Here is an 18,645-nt window from a genome sequence, read left to right on the forward strand (position 1 = left end):
GAATTAAAGGCTGGCCTGTTGCTTAGCCTTAACCTCGGTGATATTTATCTTGTTTTCCGTATACTTCGACGGGCACTTCATCAGTATTTTGGAAGCATGAAATTCGTTGCCGTCCATTTGGCCGGTAAGTACAATCTGCTCAGAACGCTCAAAGTCTTCGGGCTTGGTGCCGGTGAATACCACCTTACGCTCATCGCCTTTGCTGTCCTTCATGTAAAATGCAAAGTAGTTAGCATCCTTATGCGCATCATAGTACAATGCCTTTTCCTTGTTGAGGTGGCCTACCACATGCAGTTCGCTGCTGGTTTTTACAGCATCGGCAAAAGTGCCATAAGTGCTTGTGTTTGAATAGGTACTAATAATTACCGCAATAGCAATAGCAATAACGATGATACCAAATATTGAACTTTTTTTCATTAAAGTTTGTATGGGTTATTTGATACTGCAAAAATACGAAACGTTAAGCGAAAACGCTTTATTACAAGGCCTATATATTATTTAGAATGATTATCGCTGGTCATTGGTTATTGGTCATTGGTCATTGGTCATTGGTCATTGGTCATTGGTCATTGGTCATTGGTCATTGGTCATTGGTCATTGGTCATTGGTCATTGGTCATTGGTCATTGGTCATTGGTCATTGGTCATTAAGGTAAATTGCGTTGAGGTTATTTGGTTTTGAAGTTTATTATAAATGTAAAACATACTTATAACAGTAAAGCCGTTGCAAGTTGCAACGGCTTTACTGTTATTTGTTAGAAACTGTTTATGGCCAAACGCCCAGGTTTTTATAAGATACCGCTATTTTATTAATTGCGCCTACAAAGGCAGCTGTGCGCAGCGTGTCTACTTTATCAGTGGCCTTAAATACTTCGCGGATTTCGTGATAAGAGCGGATCATGGTATCTTCCAGACCGGAGTTTACCAGTTCCAGCTCTGAGGCGCCTTTCACAATGCTGGCGCGCTGAACAGGCGTTAAAGCTACGCCGGTTAAGCCCTCAACCATGTTCACCAGGTTCAGGTTCGAATTTTCCTCGAAGCGGCGGTTCATGCGGCCAAAGGCTACGTGCGAAAGGTTTTTCAGCCACTCGAAATACGATACAGTTACACCGCCGGCATTGGCATACATATCAGGAACGATGATACCGCCGTTCTGATAGAAAATGGTTTCTGCTTCCGGCGTGGTCGGGCCGTTGGCTCCTTCTACAATAATCTTCGCTTTAATGTTGCGGATGTTGTTTACAGTAATCTGGTTTTCCAGCGCAGCCGGTACCAGAATATCACATTCCTGCTCCAGGCCTTCACCAGAGCTTTTAAACTCCTGCTTTGCGCCGGCATAGCCTAAGATAGAACCGGTTTCTTTACGGTGCTGAAAAACAGCTTCCACATCCAAACCATCGGCATTGTAAATGGCACCTTCGTACTCGGCGATGCCCACAATGGTAGCACCAAACTCTGCCAGAAACTTAGCTGAATAATAACCTACATTACCCAGGCCCTGTACAATTACACGCTTGCCGGATAAGCCTGCGGTGAGGCCAATCTTTTGCATATCCTCGCCTACGCTTACCGCTTCGCGGGCGGCAATAGCTACGCCACGGCCGGTGGCCTCGCGGCGGCCGGCAATGCCATGCAGTGCAATCGGTTTACCGGTTACGCAACCTAAAGCATCCAGCTGGCCGGGGTTCATGGTGGCGTAGGTATCGGCAATCCAGCTCATTTCGCGCTCACCTGAACCATAATCGGGCGCCGGTACGTCAATGCTGGGGCCCAAGAAGTTCTTTTTGGTTAGCTCTACGGTATAGCGGCGGGTAATGTTTTCCAGTTCCTGCTCGGTATAACGCTTAGGGTTTATTTTGATACCCCCTTTTGCGCCGCCGAAAGGCACATTTACAATAGCACATTTGTAAGTCATCAGCGCGGCCAGGGCCATCACTTCATCCTCGTTCACCATTTCGCTGTAACGGATACCGCCCTTGGTAGGCGACTGGTGGTGTGAGTGCTCCACGCGCCAGGCATCAATAACCTCAAAGCCGTTGCCCTTGCGGATAGGGAAACGGAAGCGATAAACGCTGTTGCATGATTTTATCTGGTCCAGCAAACCCGCATCGTGATGGGTAAACCGGGCGGCATGGTCGAAGTTCTTACATACGTCATTAAAAAAATGCGTATCTAAACCATCAACCGTTTGATTATTTGCCATAATTTATTGTATTGAGTAAATAATTGGTTTTGATTAAAAAACGTGCAAAGATAAAATTACTATGCATGCATAACAAAATTCTTTACTAAAAGTTACCTCACACTGTCATTATCAACGTTGCTGCTATTTTTTTCCATACGCTTAAGCCGGCGATCCAGCGCAAAAAGATAAATGGCCAAACCTGCAAATACAATTACTATAGTAGCGATAACCACGTATATCCTGCCCGACGAACGCAAGGCATCAGCCATTTCTACGGATGAAGTTTGCTGCGCAAATGCACTTACAAAAGCGAGTAATAAAGCGGCCACTAAGCCTGTTCTTTTGATCATTAGGTTAAACTATTGGTTCTTAAATCAATCAGGCGCATCCGGTAACGCAGTGTAGCTACCCATACGGCAATCAGGCTCCAGCCAATAAAGGATGGATACAATACCAAACGCATCAGGTTCGACATATCCAGCTTACCAAAGGCCGGGTTACCGCCATTGCCCGGATGCAGGGAGGCCGTCATGCGTGGCAGTACCATGATCAGTACGATCATGATAGGAAAAGAAAAAATATTGTAGATGGCTGATATACGCCCGCGCTTTTGCTCTTCGTCAATAGAGTTACGCAAAACCAGGTAAGCGCAGTATAACAGAAAGGCGATGGCTGCACTGTTCTGCTTCGGGTCGTTGCTCCAGTACTCGCCCCAGGTATATTTGGCCCACAACATGCCGGTAACCAAACCTAAGGCAAAAAAGAAGGTACCGGTATTCACGCACTCTACAGCAATAAGGTCATACTCCTCTTTACCCGTGCTCAGGTATTTAACGCTGTATACCACTGATATGGTAAACACAGTAAACATGGCCATCCACATAGGCACATGGAAATAGGTATTACGTATGGTTTCGTGCAGTATGGGCAGGCGTGGCACATCAATCAATAACCCGGCGATCAGCGTATAAAATATGATGATAACCGCCAGTACTTTCCACCAGTATTGATATATAAACTTCATGGCAAAAATTAATGCGCAAAGGTATACATTTATTTACAAGCCAGCACCCCGGTTGGGCGTATTGTTTATTTGCTGCGTAAAACCGGGGGCCGTCCGGCAGGTATAAAGTCGAGCGGCAGTAGTTCCGCTCCCTTGTTCTTGGTCCAGCTGCCTTCAAACAATGCGCTTTGTGCAGATACGATAGAGCCGTTGGCGTCAAACAAGGCATAGGGCCCATAAAGTGTGACCACGGTGGCTTCGTAGCCTTCCATGTCTAACGGGTGATACACATCTTTAAAATAATCCGTTTCGTAGCGGTTCTTATAGGTTACATACAAACATTCTGGAAATACAATGGCATAAACCCCCTGTATATCTGTACGCCTTACCACTTCCTCTGCACGCATGGGCCGCCTGATCAGTGAATCGTTATATTTGGGCAGTTGATATTTGTCCACCCAGTAATTAAACGAATCACGGCTGATGGTTTTAAAATGATCCATTTTTGTTTGAATCAGTTTTTCGGGCGGGCGTAATTTATTGGGCTTGCGAATCAGTCGCCGGATCTCGAACCCGTTTTCGTCCATCATTCCGGCCATCAGCGAGCGGAAAAAGTTGGCATTGTAACCATAAAATACTTCATCCCGGCGTTTAAGCCATTTTTTCTTTTGCGATGCGCTGCCTTTCATGTCTTCAAACACGGCTCGGGTACTCCACTGCGTAATCTCGTCGTTACCATCGTATTTAAAGCTTTGCAGCAACACCTTTTCGCGGTAACCCAAAGCTGTGTTTTCAATAATGATGAAATCGTCTGATGAGGCTTCGAGAATTTTGGTGCGCTTATGATAATTAAGGTATAAATCGTGCGGATTCAATATTTTGCATTTGCGCGCATCCAAACCGGTACCGATGAAATACTTAACAAACATCTCGTAGTTACGCTTCCAGCCCTCGGGTGTGGTAATTACCACCTCGCGTAACTCTGCAACTTTTGGCGTAAGCTGAATGCTGAGATTGATTGGCTCCTTACCCACCAGTACACTCTGCGAATAAATATTGTACCCCACCGAACTTACCACCAGATCATACTGCCCCGGCTTAACACCGCTAATGGTGAAAGTACCATCCGCACGGGTAGCCGTGCCATAGGTAGCGTTGTTCAAAAATACGCTGGCTCTTTCGAGCGGCTCTTTCGAACTGCTTCCGGTTACCTTGCCGGTAATGGTGCCCGATTGCGCCCGGGCCATTAAAGAAAAAAATAGTGTACTTAATACAAGCAGGCTGTACCGATAAATCGATTTCATGACTAATTCAGTAAACGAATATATTGCTTTTATGATATAACCGAACCGGGCAGCTTAGGCAAGATTGTTATAATTACAGCATCTAATCTCGCCACAGGTAAGGGAACAGCAATAACGCTGCGGCAATTACAATTGCGTTAATGGCTGCCAGTACACCAAAACTGCTGTAATTAAGGCTGCGCTCTATACCGTCCATTGCGCTTTTGCTAAGCTTAACAATGATGAGCAATACCGGTATCATCACCGGGAAGCTGAGCACGGCCATCAGGGTGCTATTGTTGCCTGCCTTGGCCGCAATGGCCGAAATCATGGTGAGCACGGTTGAAAAGCTGATGCTGCCGGCCATTACAGCCAACACATAAAACCACACATCGCCCACCTTATTGCTAAAAAATAACTGGTAGATAAGCAGGGCCAGCAAACTCAGTAACACCATCAGCAGTGCGTTGTAAATGGTTTTTGAAATAATTACTGCCCTTGCACCGGCTATACTATAGTAATACAATAAGCGGTTGCGGTTTTCCTGAATAAAGCTTTTGGCAATGGCATTTACCGAAGCAAACAGCATGATGATCCAGAAAAGCACGTTCCAAACCACCGAATAACCCTGGCTTTTATCGAACCCGGCATTTTGATTAAACGAAATATAGCACACATATACCGTTGACACCAGGTAGAGCAAAATGCCATTAAATGCGTATTTAGACCGCCACTCCAGTAATATTTCCTTTTTGAGCAAGAACCAGGTTTGTTTGGCGGTATGCATAGGCTGCAAATATAAAACTATGCAAACGCATACAAGATATCCGTATCATAAAATCACTATCTTTAAGCATGATAACTGCTCAGATGCACACACCTGTTGGTACTGCTGTACTTGTTGAAAGTGAAGGCTATATTGTAGAAATCAGCATAAAAGATGAAGCCGTTGACTCAATGCTACCCAGCCATAACAGCCCGCTGCTTAATTCTGCCGTAAGGGAATTACAGGAGTATTTCGATGGAAAGCGAACAACTTTTACTTTTCCGGTAAAACAACCCGGTACGCCTTTTCAGCAAAGTGTGTGGCAGCACTTGATGGAAACCGGCTTTGGCGAAACCTGCAGTTATGCAAAGCTTTCGGCACAAATGAACAACCCGCTGGCTATCCGCGCCATTGCCGCCGCCAACGGTAAAAATAAGCTTTGGGTGGTGGTGCCCTGCCATCGCATCATTGGTTCTGACGGGAGTTTGACCGGTTATGCCGGCGGCCTTTGGCGCAAGCAGTGGCTGTTAAAGCATGAAGCAATGCTTGCGGGAAAAGCGCAGCTTCAGCTCACTTTTTAAACCTTTATTCCGCTTCTGCCACGTCCAGCATTTTACTCATTTTAAGATGCAGCTCATGCGCCTGGAAGGGCTTGGGCAGCACATCGTTCATGCCGGAGGATATGGCCTGTTGCTGCTCGTAATCAAATGTGGCTGCCGAAAGTGAAAGAATAGGAATGCTCCGCTTTGGCTCTTCAAAATCAAGCCGTATGGCTTTTGCTGTTTGATAACCATTCATTTCGGGCATGTGGGTATCCATCAAAATAAGATCGTAATTATTATCTTTCAACCTTTCAATCACTTTACGCCCGTTATCAACCACATCCACATTTACATCCCAGTCCTTCAAAATCTTGGAAAGCATAAACTGGTTAACCAGGTTATCCTCAGCCACCAAAACATTTAATTGCGGGAAGGGGTTTAACTTTTTGGGGATAACAACCTGCGTGTTGTTTACAGGCTCACTGGCTACAGCAAACCAGTTGGTAGCGCTAAAAATACTGCCCTTACCTATCTGGCTGCTTACGGTAAGCTCTCCGCCTTTAAGCTCCACCAGCTTTTTTACAATGGTAAGTCCAAGGCCGGTACCGCCGTATTTTACCGAAGTATCGTCTTCGGCCTGTTCAAACGACTCGAAGATCAACGCCAGGCGATCAGCCGCTATTCCAATGCCGCTATCCTCCACGCTAAACTTCAGCTTTACCTGCTCGCGGTGCTTATGTAATACCTTAACCTTTAACTTTACATAACCGCGCTCGGTAAATTTAATGGCATTGCTCAGCAAATTCATTAAAATCTGGTTGAGCCTTAACGAATCAACATTGATATAATCAGGCAAATTTTCATCCAGTTCCAGCAGCAGCTCCACATTTCGCTCGTCTGCCTTAAATTTCATCAGATCAAATACGGCCTGCACTACTTTGCGGATATTGTGCGGCGCACGTATAATACTAAACTTACCGGATTCTATCTTAGAGAGGTCGAGCACATCGTTAATTACGCCCAATAATGATTGTGATGAAACCTCCAGCAAATTGAGCATACTGTTCTGCTGATCATCCATCGGCGTTTTGCGCAGCAAACCGGTTATACCGATAATACCGTTTATAGGCGTACGCAGTTCGTGGCTCATATTGGCCAGAAAGTTCTCCTTTACCTTCTTGCCATATTCAGCTGCCTCCTTTGATTTGATCAGCTGGTCCTGAAAGCTTTTTTGCGGCGAAATATCGCTGATGTTTAAAAAGATAGTGTTTGAGCGGTGCGCCATACGGCACTCTACCCAGGTGTTGCGTTTGCTAAAGGTTTCGAACCGGCACTCGAAAGTTTGCGAGCTTAACGGGTCGGTAACTATTTCGTCAAGCTTGGCCTTAAATTTTCCCTTGTCGTTACCTGCAGCCAGGTCAATAATACTTTTATCCAGCACCTCATTAGGCTTATAACCCAACACCCGCTCAACCGCAGGATTAATGCTTTCTATGCGATAAGTGCTGGCATTGATAGCGCATATAATGTCGGCTGAGTTTTTAACTACTACGGCATAGTTCTGCAGCTCATCATTCTTTACCTTTAATTCCTGGCGGCTGCGGGCCAGCTGAACAAAGGAATCTACCTTTGCTGAAGTGATATACGGATCAAGGGGCTTAAACAAATAATCAACCGCACCGGTTCCTAATCCCTTTACCGCATATTTCGACTCTTTGGAAATGGCAGTAACAAAAATGACCATAATATCCCGCGTACGGGGGTTTGATTTAAGCATTTCCACCAGTTCAAACCCATCCATTTCCGGCATCTGCACATCAACCAGCGCAATGGCAATGGGATGCTCCCAGGCAATCTTAAGGGCTTCGTTGGGTGAAGTAGTAGAGATAAGTTTAATATCACTGCGTTTAAGCAAGGCTTCCAGCGCTACAATATTCTCTTCCTTATCATCTACTATTAATATGTTTACCGGGGTCATGGTTGAATCTTTAACAATAAGTATCAGCTAATCAGTAACAGATCAAAAATATCCTGATCTTGTAGAATATACTCGGCTCCGTTCATTTGTATGGCCGAGTTGGGCATTTCGGCCATCTCTGCATCTTCAGGGTCTTGTACAATGGTAAGCGCGCCACTCTGGCGCAGGGCAAGTAGGCCCTCCGCACCATCCTGGTTGGCACCAGAAAAGAGTATGCCTGTGCACCGGTTGCCATATACCCCGGCTGCACTTTGAAAAGTAACATCAATTGAAGGCTTCGAATACCAAACGGCATCAGACACGTCCAGTCCAAAGCTGCTGTTTTGCTCAATTAACGTATGGTAATTGGCAGGTGCAATATATACCACGTTTTTATCTATCGTATCTTTGTCCCTTATTTCCCGCATCAATATACGGCTGTTCTCGGCGAACAGTTTTTCTATTTCGCTCGAATAATTCTTTTTCCGGTGCAGTACGATGATCACCGCCTTGTTCAGTATGGCCGGAAAACCCTTTACAGCTTTAAACATAAGCTTGAAAGAGCCTGCAGAACCTCCTAAAAGCAATATATCCGACTGTTTATACCGTTCAATAAGTTGTGGATGAAGCGCCAATTTTTTGATAGATGTTTTCTTTGCTGTTAATGGTTTTAAATTTCGATTTAAAATAATCAGAACGTATGGCTTCCTTACTGCCCAGGCACAAAAAGCCCAGCGGGCACAAACTTTTGTAGAACAAGTTCAGGATACGCTCCTGAAGCGAAGTTTCAAAGTAGATAAATACATTACGGCAGCTTATAAATTGAAATTCGTTAAAAGTATTATCAGAAATGAGGTTATGCACCGAGAAGAGGGTATTCTGCTTTAATTCGGAGTGTATACTGGCGGCATCATACATAATGGTAAAATGGTCAGACAGGGAGCCGGAAAAACCGGCAAGCGTATAGTTTTCAGCATAGCTTTTTATCTTTCTGAAACTATAGATACCTTTTTTAGCCTCCTGCAAAACCTCGGTATTGATGTCTGTGCCATATATAAAAGACTTTGCACTCAGCCCGGCCAGGTGCATCAGGATAGAGAGCGAATAAACCTCCTCTCCTGAGGAGCAACCGGCACTCCACATTTTAATGTGCTGGTAGCTGGACAGATAAGGCAGTACCTGCGCGTTTACTGCCTTATAAAAATTCGGGTCGCGGAACATTTCTGTTACGTTCACCGTAATTTCATCTAAAAAGGTTTGAAAATACTCATGGTCATTAATAATCAAGTGCTTTAAATCATAGTACGTCAGCTTCTTAATTTGCATGATACGGTCGAGCCTGCGGCTCAGCGAGGCTTTGGAGTATTCAGAAAAATCAAAACCATGTACCTTTTTAATTACATCGTTTAATTCCGTCAGTTGCGGAAGCGTTATCGTATAAGCAGCAGTTTGCACCTTGTATATCTTCAATTGCCGAGCCAAAGTTGCATTAAAGCAATTAACCGGTCCATATCTACCGGCTTGGTAATATAATCATTGGCTCCGGCAGCCATGCACTTTTCGCGGTCGTCCTTCATGGCCTTTGCCGTTAACGCAATTACCGGCAACTTAGCCCATTTAGCCTGTTTACGGATGTGCCGGGTAGCTTCGTAGCCGTCCATTTTGGGCATCATGATATCCATCAGCACAATATCCACATCCGGTATCTCTTCCAGCTTGGCAATCGCTTCTTCTCCATCATTGGCTATCTCAACCGTTAAATCATAAGTTTGCAAAGCGCTGCTGAGGGCAAATATATTACGCATATCATCATCCACAATCAGCACCTTTTTGCTCTTGAGCAAATCCTTGCGGTTGGTAACCCCTACTTTGGGTTTTGCAGCACTGGTTTGTGCCGGGGCAGATGGCGCTTCTGTATTATTGCTGATTTTGTTCAGAAACAGGTTTACCTCATCAATCAGCCTATCGGCAGATTTATTGGTTTTCATTACCATGGCATTGGCATACTGCATCAGGCGGCTTACGGCAGTTTTGTCTAACTCCATAGCCGTATTGATAATTACCGGCAATGATGCAAAGCGCTCTATCTCTTTAATTTTATCCAGTAAATCCAGCCCTGAAATGTCTGGCAGGTTCAAATCAAGTATTACACACTGGTATTCATTATCATTAAGCTTACGGTAAGCTTCTTCGCCGGTGTAAGCCTGATCAACAGTGATACCCTGCTTCTGCATCATATCTTTTAATGCCTGGCTCTGTGCCTCATGGTCTTCTACCAGCAATATCTGCTTGAACTGGGTACCGCTCTGCTTCATCACGTCGCCAAACAGCTTATCCAGTGTTTCGGTGTTGATCGGTTTTTTCATGAAACTGATGGCACCTTCCTTATTAACCCGGTTGGCCGCCGCCTCGCCTGCCGACATGAGATGCACCGGAATGTGCATGGTAGCCTCATCTTTTTTCAGCTCCTTCAATATCTGCCAGCCATCTTTACCCGGCAGCATAATATCCAGTATAACCGCATCTGGCTGCTGCTCCTTAATAATTTCGGGCGCACGTGTGCCCTCATTCACTACTACCGATTTATAACCATGTTGCTGGGCATAATCGCGTAATATATCGGCAAAGTTCTTATCATCTTCAACAATTACCACCAGCGGGTCACGATTAGCCTCGGCAGGCCGGCTTAGCGAAGCGGCGGGTTTCAGAAACGCGCTGCTCTGGTTAAAGCCTTCAATTGTAGCTACCTCTTCTTCCGGCTGCTGTGCCTGCACGGCAGTTAAAGGTATGGTAAGGGTAAACTCGCTGCCTTTGTCCGGCTCGCTGTATACTGCAATACTTCCGCCTAATAACGCAGCCAGTTCCCGGCTGATGGATAAGCCCAGGCCGGTGCCGCCATACTTACGGCTGGTAGAGCCATCCGCCTGCTGGAAAGCTTCAAAAATTAATTTCTGCTTGGCTGCAGGGATACCGATACCCGAATCCTTAACCTGTAAGCTCACCGTACCGGGCCGGGCCCCCGGCACTGCGTTTATGGAAATGCTGCCGTTTTCGGGTGTAAACTTAAAGGCATTTGACAGCAGGTTTTTAAGTACCTGCTGTACCCTTACCTTATCGGTAAAAATAGTGTCAGGCAAACCGGTAATATTTGTGGTATAACTGATTTTTTTGTTACGTGCCATCTCGGCAAATAACATTTCCATATCCTTAATAATCTCTGTTACCTTAACCGTTTCATTCTGTATCTCCATCTTGCCCGACTCAATTTTCGACAGGTCAAGAATGTCATTGATCAGCGTAAGCAAATCATTACCGGCGTTGAATATTACGCTGGCATATTTGATCTGGTCATCGCTCAGGTTATCGGTTTTATTATCCTTCAGTATGCGGGCCAGCACCAGGATACTGTTCAGCGGCGTGCGCAGCTCGTGGCTCATGTTGGCCAAAAATTCTGATTTGTATTTACCGGTGGTTTCCAGTTCATTAGCCTTAACCGTAATCGCTGTGCGGGCTTCTTCTATGGTTTGATTTTTTTCTTCCAGCAAACTTGCTTTCTCTTCCAGTTCGGCATTGATAGTGCGCAGTTCCTCCTGCTGCACACGCAGTTCCTCTTCTGAGGCCTGCAGCATTTCGGTCTTGCTCATCAGCTCCTCGTTGGTTACGCGCATCTCTTCCTGCTGCGCTTCCAGTTCTTCTGCCTGCTGCTGTGTTTCCTCAAACAGGTCGTGCATTATGGTGCGAGCTTGTGCAGTGTTAATGGCTACGCCGATATCGTTAGCGGCGGCACTAATATAATCGTGCTGAACCGGCGTAAGCTCTTTTTGGAAAGCCACCTCCATTATGCCTTTCAGCTTTTTATCAAAAAAGAAGGGCACAATCAGTATTTCGGCCAGCTCCTGGCTGATAACTGAGGTCTGCAATTCCAGTTTATCATTCAGCCTGCCTTTTATAGATGCTGCTTTACGGTCTTTGGCAACCTGGCCTGCCCAGCCTTCACTCTGCTTAATACGCTGCTTTACATCGTTTACGTTATGAAAGGCATAGTAAGCGTACAAATCAAGTACATTATCCTCCTCATTAAACAGATAGAGCGTGCCGGTTAGCGCACCCGAGTAGCGGCACACCTCGGTAAGAATATTGCCTGCCAGTTCTTTTTCGCTTTGCTGCCCTTGCAGCTTTTCATTCAGCGTACCTGTACCGGTAAGCAGCCAGTTCTTGTTTTCATTTTCGGCCAGTACCCTTTCAAGCGAGGTATTGGCATCCATGATGTCTGCTTCAATCTTCTTCTGCCTGATGAATGTTTTTTGTATATAACCAAACAAAAAGATGATGATAGCCAGAAATATAAGCGAACCGGTAATGATGGTGATGATGGTATAGGAAGATGCCTGTTCGGTATGTTTTTTACGCTGTATTAAAAGCTCGTTCTCCTTACGGTCAATTTTGGCAATTACATTTCTGATTCTATCCATCACCGTTTTGCCATTCAGCAGCGTGTTGTTTGCCACCATATACGGCAATCCCAAACGGTCATGTATATCGATATTGGTTTTCAGCAGACTTAGTTGATTACTGGTTAGATTTTGCAGGGTATCTATATATTGCTGTTGAACTGCATTATCCTGTGTAAGCGACTGCAGCGTAGTTAGCGACTGTGTGATGCGGGGCAGGCCTGCATTGTAGGGGTCTAAGAATACCGGTTTATTGGTAGCTGCATAGCCGCGCATACCGGTTTCTGCATCAATAAGGTATTGTAATATATTATTCGACGTTTTAATAACCTGCTGGCTATGGTCTACCCACTGCTGGTCATCCTCTAATTGGTTAATGCTGCGGTAAGAAAGTATACCTACAATAAATACCAGCACTATAGCCACAGCAAAGCCGGTGAGCACCTGCTGACGGAAGGAAAGCTTGAACATGTGTGTTTTAGAATAAGTTGTTAGATATGATGCCGTAAAAACCAATGCTTATACGTACCGGCAGCAAGGCAAATATATACTATTGCGCTATAAATTATTTCTCTATACGTTTTTTAGAAGCGTAAGTTGTAAAAACACTAAGTATGGCCCCTGCAAACAACACATACCAGCCCCATATAAATTTTACCTGGCCGGCCAGGTAGCCGCCAATGCCTTTATAAGTGATACCGCTAAAGGTATTGTGTACCTTGAAGTGTGCACCTGCAAACAGCACAATAACCAGCGCCAGCAGTATACGGGCCGTAGTTTGCGCGTTGTGCCTCCGGCCCGCGCTCAGCAGCACTATACCTACTATGCAGGTGAATAAAATGAGCAGCCCGTAGGGCTTGTTAATAGCGAACAGGTTTTGGTTGGTGATACCAAACAGGCGCAGCAGCGGGCAGTAGGTACCTGCGGCAGCAAGGCAATAACCGGCAAATGCCAGGATGTTTTTAAGTTGCATTTAAGATTGCTGGTTGATTTCCATTTTCTCTGCAAAATGGGCGCAGTAATCGCGCAGATCTTCTACAATGTTTTTTTCGCCGGTAGCCCGCAAAAAGCTGTCGCCCATGGTTTGCAGGGTTTGGTAAAAGAACTTCTTCATCTCATCTACCGGCATATCCTTGGTCCAGAGATCTATGCGCAGGGCATTTTTATAATTATGGTCCCAAAGGGCCAGCATCATAGATTTTACCGGCAGTGCCTCCTGTGTCTGCGAGTCGGTAGACTCCCATAAGATATTCTGGGGCACATTATCATCATCCAGTTCGATGGTTAGTTTTATTTCGGCTGTTTTCATGGTTAAATGTTATTTGTGTATGGCCAGCAGGTAAAGAACGGCCGTAAATACGATAAAGCACAGTTCAACAATCCACAGGCGTTTAGTTTCGGGAAAGAAATGGCGAAATGTGGTATCTAAAAAAAATACCGCAACGGCTATCACCAGGTAAACAATGGCAATGGTACCGCCCCATTGCAGGGTTTTGCTGCCGGCCACCAGCGAGGCATGATAATACCAGCTGATAAATGCCAGCACAACAAAAAATGCGGTTGCAAAATTAAGCGGGGTAATCTTTAGTTTCATCGGTGTTTCTTAAGCGCAGGTTTGCCTGATTTTCTGTACTTATTATTTTTGGGCGGCGCACCAGCCTTATTCCCTTTAGCAGCGCTTTTGGTATTGGAAGCCTTCTTTTCATGAAAAGCACCCTTAAAATCAGGATTCTCCTTGCGCTTTTGCAAGTCGATTTCTTTGGCCTGCTCCTGCCGCTCCTCGTAAGGGGTTTCTTCAATAAAAACACCCTCAGGTATAGGGTAAACCGGTATGGGGTTGCGAATCAGCTTCTCAATCTTATGAATACGGTATTCCTCTGCCGGGTTGCAAAAGGTGATGGCTTCGCCCAACTGGAAAGCCCTGCCGGTGCGGCCTATACGGTGCACATAATCCTCAATTACTACCGGCACCTCAAAGTTGATGACGTGGCTTACATTGCTCACATCTATACCCCGTGCTACCACATCGGTGGCCACCAGTATTTTAATATCATCGGCCTTAAATGCGTTTATGGAATTGATGCGGGTATTTTGCCCCTTGTTGGCATGCAATACTTTCACCTGTTTATCATCGTAGCGGCGCACCAGAAACTTGTAAACATTTTCGGCCGAGGCGCGGGTGATACAGAATACAATCAATTTTTTGATGCCCTGCTCTTCTGCGTCCAGCAAATATTTAAGCAGGTTAATTTTCGATTTGATATTGGGCACATAATACAGGCTTTGCTTTACGGTTTGTGCCGGCGTAGCCTGCGGCGTAACTTCCACCACAATAGGAAACTCCAGAAAATTGGCCGAAAGCTGGTGTACCTTTTCCGACATGGTAGCCGAAAACAGCAGGTTTTGCCGCTTGCGTGGCACCACCTCTAAAATGCGGTTAAGCTGGGGCATAAAGCCCATATCCAGCATCTTATCGGCTTCATCTAATACCAGCACCTGCAGCGGCTTGGTTACAATGTGCCCTGCCAGGTAGATATCCATAAACCGGCCTGGGGTGGCCACAATAATATCTACGCCCTTGTTGATGTTCTCAATCTGCGTTTTAGGGCCCAAACCGCCATATAATACCACAGTGCGCAAATCGGTATGTTTAGCATACAGGGCGATGTTCTCCTGTATCTGCATGGCCAGCTCGCGGGTGGGCGCTATAATTAAGGCCCGGGCGTGTTCGCCCTGCGCATACTTCAGCTTCATGATCAGCGGCAGCACATAAGCGGCAGTTTTGCCGGTGCCGGTTTGGGCAATGCCCATTACATCTTGTCCGTTCAGTACAGGCGGTATGGCTTTCTGCTGTATCGGGGTTGGCTCACTGTAACCGGCATCGGCTATGGCATTTAAAACCTGCCGGTTAAATCCAAAATCATCAAAGGTACCTGCCATAGGCCGCAAAGGTAAGATTTTTAGTCGGTAAGTGGAGAGGGTGAGCGAGGATCGGGGTTGAGAGAGCGGAGACTGAGAGCGCAGATGTTCGCAGATCATTTAATGCGGAAAATTTAGAAGCGTTTTAGTTTTTATATCCTGGCTATCGCTCCTGCTACACCGCTCCCTCCTCACTGAAAATCTCTACCTTTACCGCATGGCTTCCATCCTTATTAAAGCTGCTACCATTGTAAATGAAAACCGCCGCTTCACCGGCGATGTGTTCATTAAAGACGGTTTTATTGAACGCATTGATACCGCTATACATACCAATGCCGACCAGGTAATTAACGCCGAAGGCCTGCACCTGCTGCCCGGCTGCATTGACGACCAGGTACATTTCCGTGAGCCGGGCCTGAGTTATAAAGGCGATATCTATACCGAATCCCGTGCGGCGGTGGCCGGAGGCATCACCTCCTTTATGGAAATGCCGAATACTGTTCCCAATACTTTGACTCAGGAATTACTTGAAGATAAGTATCAGCTGGCGGCACAAAAGTCGGCAGCCAACTACTCCTTTTATATGGGCGCTTCTAATGATAATTTAGATGAAGTGCTGAAGACAGACATCAACAAGGTATGCGGTATTAAAGTGTTCATGGGTTCATCCACCGGTAATATGCTGGTGGATAACCGCGATACGCTGGAACGCCTGTTTGCACAATCTCCGATGCTGATTGCCACGCATTGCGAGGACGAAGCCACCATAAGGCAGAACTTAGCCTTATATAAAGCAAAATACGGCGATAGCATCCCCGTAGAATGCCATCCGCTCATACGCAGTGCCGAAGCCTGCTACCTGTCTTCATCAATGGCGGTTGAGCTGGCTAAGAAGCACCATACGCGTTTGCATATCCTGCACATTTCTACGGCCAAAGAAACCACCCTATTTGATAACGTACCACTCGCTCAAAAGCGCATCACCGCCGAAGCCTGTGTGCATCACCTCTGGTTTGATGATGGTGATTACGCCACGAAAGGGAACTTTATCAAATGGAACCCGGCCATCAAAACCGCTGCCGACCGTGAAGGCATCTTACAGGCTTTGTTAGAAGGCCGCATTGATGTAATTGCGACCGACCATGCACCACATACCTTGCAGGAAAAAGAGCAGCCTTACCTGCAGGCGCCTTCGGGCGGGCCGCTGGTACAGCATGCCTTACCGGCTATGCTCGAAATTTATCATCAGGGTAAAATCACCCTGGAGCAGGTGGCCGAAAAAATGGCGCACAATGTGGCCGTTTGCTTCCAGATTGAAAAGCGGGGTTTCATTCGTGAGGGTTACTGGGCCGATTTGGTGCTGGTTAACCTGAACAAACCGCAGCAGGTTGACCGCAGTAATGTGTTATATAAATGTGGCTGGAGCCCGTTTGAAGGCACGTCTTTCGCTTCCACGGTTACCCATACCATCGTTTCCGGCAATATGGTTTATCATAACGGCAGCATAGCAGCGCAACATAAAGGTGAGCGGCTGCAATTTGAAAGGTAACAGGTTTGTAGCTTTCGGCAAAGCCAGGCTTGCTTTTGCCAAATTATAGTATCTTAGCTACCATGTTTAACCGCCGAAAATTCATAAAGTTATCTGCTGCCGGTGCATCATTTGCGGCGCTGGCTAAAAGCGCTGTCGCCAAAACATTGCCAATCACCGCCGAAGCAGGAACCAGGCCTGTTGTTATCTCTACCTGGAACTTTGGCGTGCAGGCCAACCAGGGTGCCTGGGGCGTACTTAAAAACGGCGGCCGCGCACTTGATGCGGTGGAAGCCGGTGTGCGTATAACCGAATCAGATTTAACTAACCATACCGTTGGCCCCGGTGGCTACCCCGACCGCGACGGGCATGTATCGCTTGATGCCTGTATTATGGATGATCTGGGCAACTGTGGCTCGGTAGCCGGTATGGAATTTATTGATCATCCGATCAGCGTAGCCCGGCTGGTGATGGAAAAAACGCCGCACGTGATGTTGGTAGGCGAAGGGGCCACGCAGTTTGCGGTGCAGCAAGGCTTTAAGGCGCACAAACTGCTCACTGCCGAATCAGAAAAAGAGTGGAAAAAATGGCTGAAGACCGCTAAATATTCGCCTGTGATGAATATCGAGAACAAAAACGGCATGCCCGGCAGCGAGTACAACCACGATACCATTGGTATGCTGGCGCTGGATGCCAAAGGCAACCTGTCTGGCGCCTGTACCACCAGCGGCATGGCCTGGAAAATGCGCGGCCGTGTGGGCGACAGCCCCATCATTGGCGCAGGTTTATATGTTGACAACGAGGTAGGCGGCGCTACCTCTACCGGTGTAGGCGAAGAAGTGATCCGCAATGTGGGCAGTTTCCTGGTAGTGGAACTTATGCGCCAGGGCTATACGCCCGAGGCCGCCTGTAAAGAAGCGGTAGAACGCATTATTAAAAAGAAGCCCGAAATTGCGAAGCAGATACAGGTAGGATTTTTAGCCCTCAATAAAAAAGGCGAATATGGCGCTTATGCCCTGCAAAAGGGCTTCACCTTTGCGGTATGCAACAACCAAAAGCAAGACCTGACCATACCGGGTAAAAGCGCTTATTGATTTTTGAATCACCCTCTCTTACCAATTATACGATGATTACGCTTGAAGTATGCGCCAACTCCGTACCTTCTGCACTTGCCGCCCAGGCAGGCGGGGCCGTAAGGGTTGAACTGTGCAACAACCTGCATGAGGGCGGTACTACGCCGTCCGCCGGGCAGATTACCTTAGCCAGGCAACTACTGAATTTACAATTATACGTACTGATCAGGCCCCGGGGCGGCGATTTTTTATACTCAGCTACCGAAATGGATATGATGCTGGCCGATGTGGATTTTTGTATACAGGCTGGCTGCGATGGTATTGTGATTGGTGCCCTGAATGCCGACGGCACCATAGATAAGCGGGCGAACAGCCGCCTGATAGAAAAGGCCGCAAAGGCCGGTTTAGGCGTTACCTTTCACCGGGCCTTTGACATGACGGCTAATATTTACCAGGCGCTTGAAGATGTAATTGAACTGGGCTGCGGGCGCATACTCACGTCGGGCGGTAAAACCACGGCTATGGAAGGGGCCAGCGTACTGCATCACCTAACGGAAAAAGCCGCCGGCCGCATCGGCATTATGCCCGGTGGCGGCATCAGCGAACAAAACGTGGCCGATTTGGTACGTTTTACCAACGTACAGGAAGTACATGCTTCGGCCCGCAGCTACCGTAACAGCGCCATGCAGTACCACAACACCCATATTGTAATGGGCGGCCATGCCGGTATTAATGAATATAAGATTGATGAAACCGATACCGGCCGGGTAAAGGAATTGATCCGCCTGGCGAATACGCAAGGCAGGTAGATAACAGCCATGTATGCTTTGTCTGATGCCATTAGATAGCCAGGCGTCATTGCGAGGTACGAAGCAATCTCCCGGCATTATGTCTTAACTAAGTGCAGAGAGATTGCTTCGTACCTCGCAATGACGCAAT

Annotated in this window: 18 protein-coding genes; 4 read left to right on the forward strand and 14 right to left on the reverse strand. The window is 46.6% G+C overall.

Annotation, left to right across the window (positions count from 1 at the left end; all coding sequences use genetic code 11):
• Nucleotides 1-3: 3 nt before the first annotated feature.
• The 6 genes from ACY652_RS18105 to ACY652_RS18130 form a co-directional block, all read right to left on the reverse strand.
• Nucleotides 4-417: a cytochrome c maturation protein CcmE domain-containing protein gene (locus ACY652_RS18105; protein WP_462265791.1), complete on the reverse strand. Its 414-nt coding sequence runs from the start codon at nt 415-417 to the stop codon at nt 4-6.
• Nucleotides 418-765: 348 nt separating this feature from the next.
• Nucleotides 766-2,202: a Glu/Leu/Phe/Val family dehydrogenase gene (locus ACY652_RS18110; RefSeq protein WP_462265792.1), complete on the reverse strand. Its 1,437-nt coding sequence runs from the start codon at nt 2,200-2,202 to the stop codon at nt 766-768.
• Nucleotides 2,203-2,294: 92 nt separating this feature from the next.
• On the reverse strand, nt 2,295-2,534 hold the full coding sequence (locus tag ACY652_RS18115; protein WP_462265793.1) for a CcmD family protein: 240 nt from the start codon (nt 2,532-2,534) through the stop codon (nt 2,295-2,297).
• Nucleotides 2,534-3,208: a 2-vinyl bacteriochlorophyllide hydratase gene (locus ACY652_RS18120; RefSeq protein ID WP_462265794.1), complete on the reverse strand. Its 675-nt coding sequence runs from the start codon at nt 3,206-3,208 to the stop codon at nt 2,534-2,536. Before ACY652_RS18120 ends, ACY652_RS18115 begins: the two co-directional genes overlap by 1 nt.
• A gap of 65 nt (nt 3,209-3,273) precedes the next feature.
• A complete protein-coding gene (locus ACY652_RS18125) occupies nt 3,274-4,491 on the reverse strand; it encodes a carboxypeptidase-like regulatory domain-containing protein (protein ID WP_462265795.1) in 1,218 nt (405 codons plus the stop codon).
• A gap of 82 nt (nt 4,492-4,573) precedes the next feature.
• Nucleotides 4,574-5,257, reverse strand: a complete 684-nt coding sequence (locus ACY652_RS18130; RefSeq protein ID WP_462265796.1) for a heme exporter protein CcmB — start codon at nt 5,255-5,257, stop codon at nt 4,574-4,576.
• Between the two features lie 68 nt (nt 5,258-5,325).
• Between ACY652_RS18130 and ACY652_RS18135 the strand changes: the two genes are divergently transcribed.
• The gene (locus ACY652_RS18135) at nt 5,326-5,817 is read left to right on the forward strand and encodes a methylated-DNA--[protein]-cysteine S-methyltransferase (RefSeq protein WP_462265797.1); all 492 of its coding nucleotides are present in this window, start codon (nt 5,326-5,328) and stop codon (nt 5,815-5,817) included.
• Between the two features lie 4 nt (nt 5,818-5,821).
• Here the strand turns inward: ACY652_RS18135 and ACY652_RS18140 are convergent, their stop codons facing one another.
• The 8 genes from ACY652_RS18140 to ACY652_RS18175 form a co-directional block, all read right to left on the reverse strand.
• A complete protein-coding gene (locus ACY652_RS18140; RefSeq protein WP_462265798.1) occupies nt 5,822-7,756 on the reverse strand; it encodes a response regulator in 1,935 nt (644 codons plus the stop codon).
• Between the two features lie 23 nt (nt 7,757-7,779).
• The gene (locus tag ACY652_RS18145) at nt 7,780-8,370 is read right to left on the reverse strand and encodes a chemotaxis protein CheB (protein WP_462265799.1); all 591 of its coding nucleotides are present in this window, start codon (nt 8,368-8,370) and stop codon (nt 7,780-7,782) included.
• Entirely contained in the window at nt 8,345-9,205 is an 861-nt protein-coding gene (locus tag ACY652_RS18150; RefSeq protein ID WP_462265800.1) for a CheR family methyltransferase, read from the reverse strand. Before ACY652_RS18150 ends, ACY652_RS18145 begins: the two co-directional genes overlap by 26 nt.
• A complete protein-coding gene (locus tag ACY652_RS18155; RefSeq protein WP_462265801.1) occupies nt 9,202-12,657 on the reverse strand; it encodes a response regulator in 3,456 nt (1,151 codons plus the stop codon). The genes ACY652_RS18150 and ACY652_RS18155 overlap by 4 nt, the downstream gene beginning before the upstream one ends.
• A gap of 94 nt (nt 12,658-12,751) precedes the next feature.
• A complete protein-coding gene (locus ACY652_RS18160) occupies nt 12,752-13,159 on the reverse strand; it encodes a hypothetical protein (protein ID WP_462265802.1) in 408 nt (135 codons plus the stop codon).
• Nucleotides 13,160-13,495 carry a gliding motility protein GldC gene (gene gldC, locus ACY652_RS18165; protein ID WP_462265803.1) on the reverse strand — a complete coding sequence of 112 codons (336 nt, stop codon included), beginning with the start codon at nt 13,493-13,495 and terminating at the stop codon, nt 13,160-13,162.
• 9 nt (nt 13,496-13,504) lie between these two features.
• A complete protein-coding gene (locus tag ACY652_RS18170; protein WP_462265804.1) occupies nt 13,505-13,780 on the reverse strand; it encodes a hypothetical protein in 276 nt (91 codons plus the stop codon).
• Nucleotides 13,777-15,126, reverse strand: a complete 1,350-nt coding sequence (locus ACY652_RS18175; protein WP_462265805.1) for a DEAD/DEAH box helicase — start codon at nt 15,124-15,126, stop codon at nt 13,777-13,779. Before ACY652_RS18175 ends, ACY652_RS18170 begins: the two co-directional genes overlap by 4 nt.
• A gap of 196 nt (nt 15,127-15,322) precedes the next feature.
• On the opposite strand from ACY652_RS18175, the gene ACY652_RS18180 reads away from it, so the two are divergent.
• From ACY652_RS18180 to ACY652_RS18190, 3 genes are all read left to right on the forward strand, one after another.
• Complete coding sequence (locus ACY652_RS18180) at nt 15,323-16,654, forward strand: dihydroorotase (RefSeq protein WP_462265806.1); 1,332 nt, start codon at nt 15,323-15,325, stop codon at nt 16,652-16,654.
• 62 nt (nt 16,655-16,716) lie between these two features.
• Nucleotides 16,717-17,727, forward strand: coding sequence for a N(4)-(beta-N-acetylglucosaminyl)-L-asparaginase (locus tag ACY652_RS18185; RefSeq protein ID WP_462265807.1), 1,011 nt, complete (start codon nt 16,717-16,719; stop codon nt 17,725-17,727).
• Between the two features lie 32 nt (nt 17,728-17,759).
• A complete protein-coding gene (locus tag ACY652_RS18190) occupies nt 17,760-18,515 on the forward strand; it encodes a copper homeostasis protein CutC (RefSeq protein WP_462265808.1) in 756 nt (251 codons plus the stop codon).
• Nucleotides 18,516-18,645: the final 130 nt, after the last annotated feature.

This window comes from Mucilaginibacter sp. (assembly GCF_965200995.1).
Classification (GTDB): Bacteria; Bacteroidota; Bacteroidia; order Sphingobacteriales; family Sphingobacteriaceae; genus Mucilaginibacter.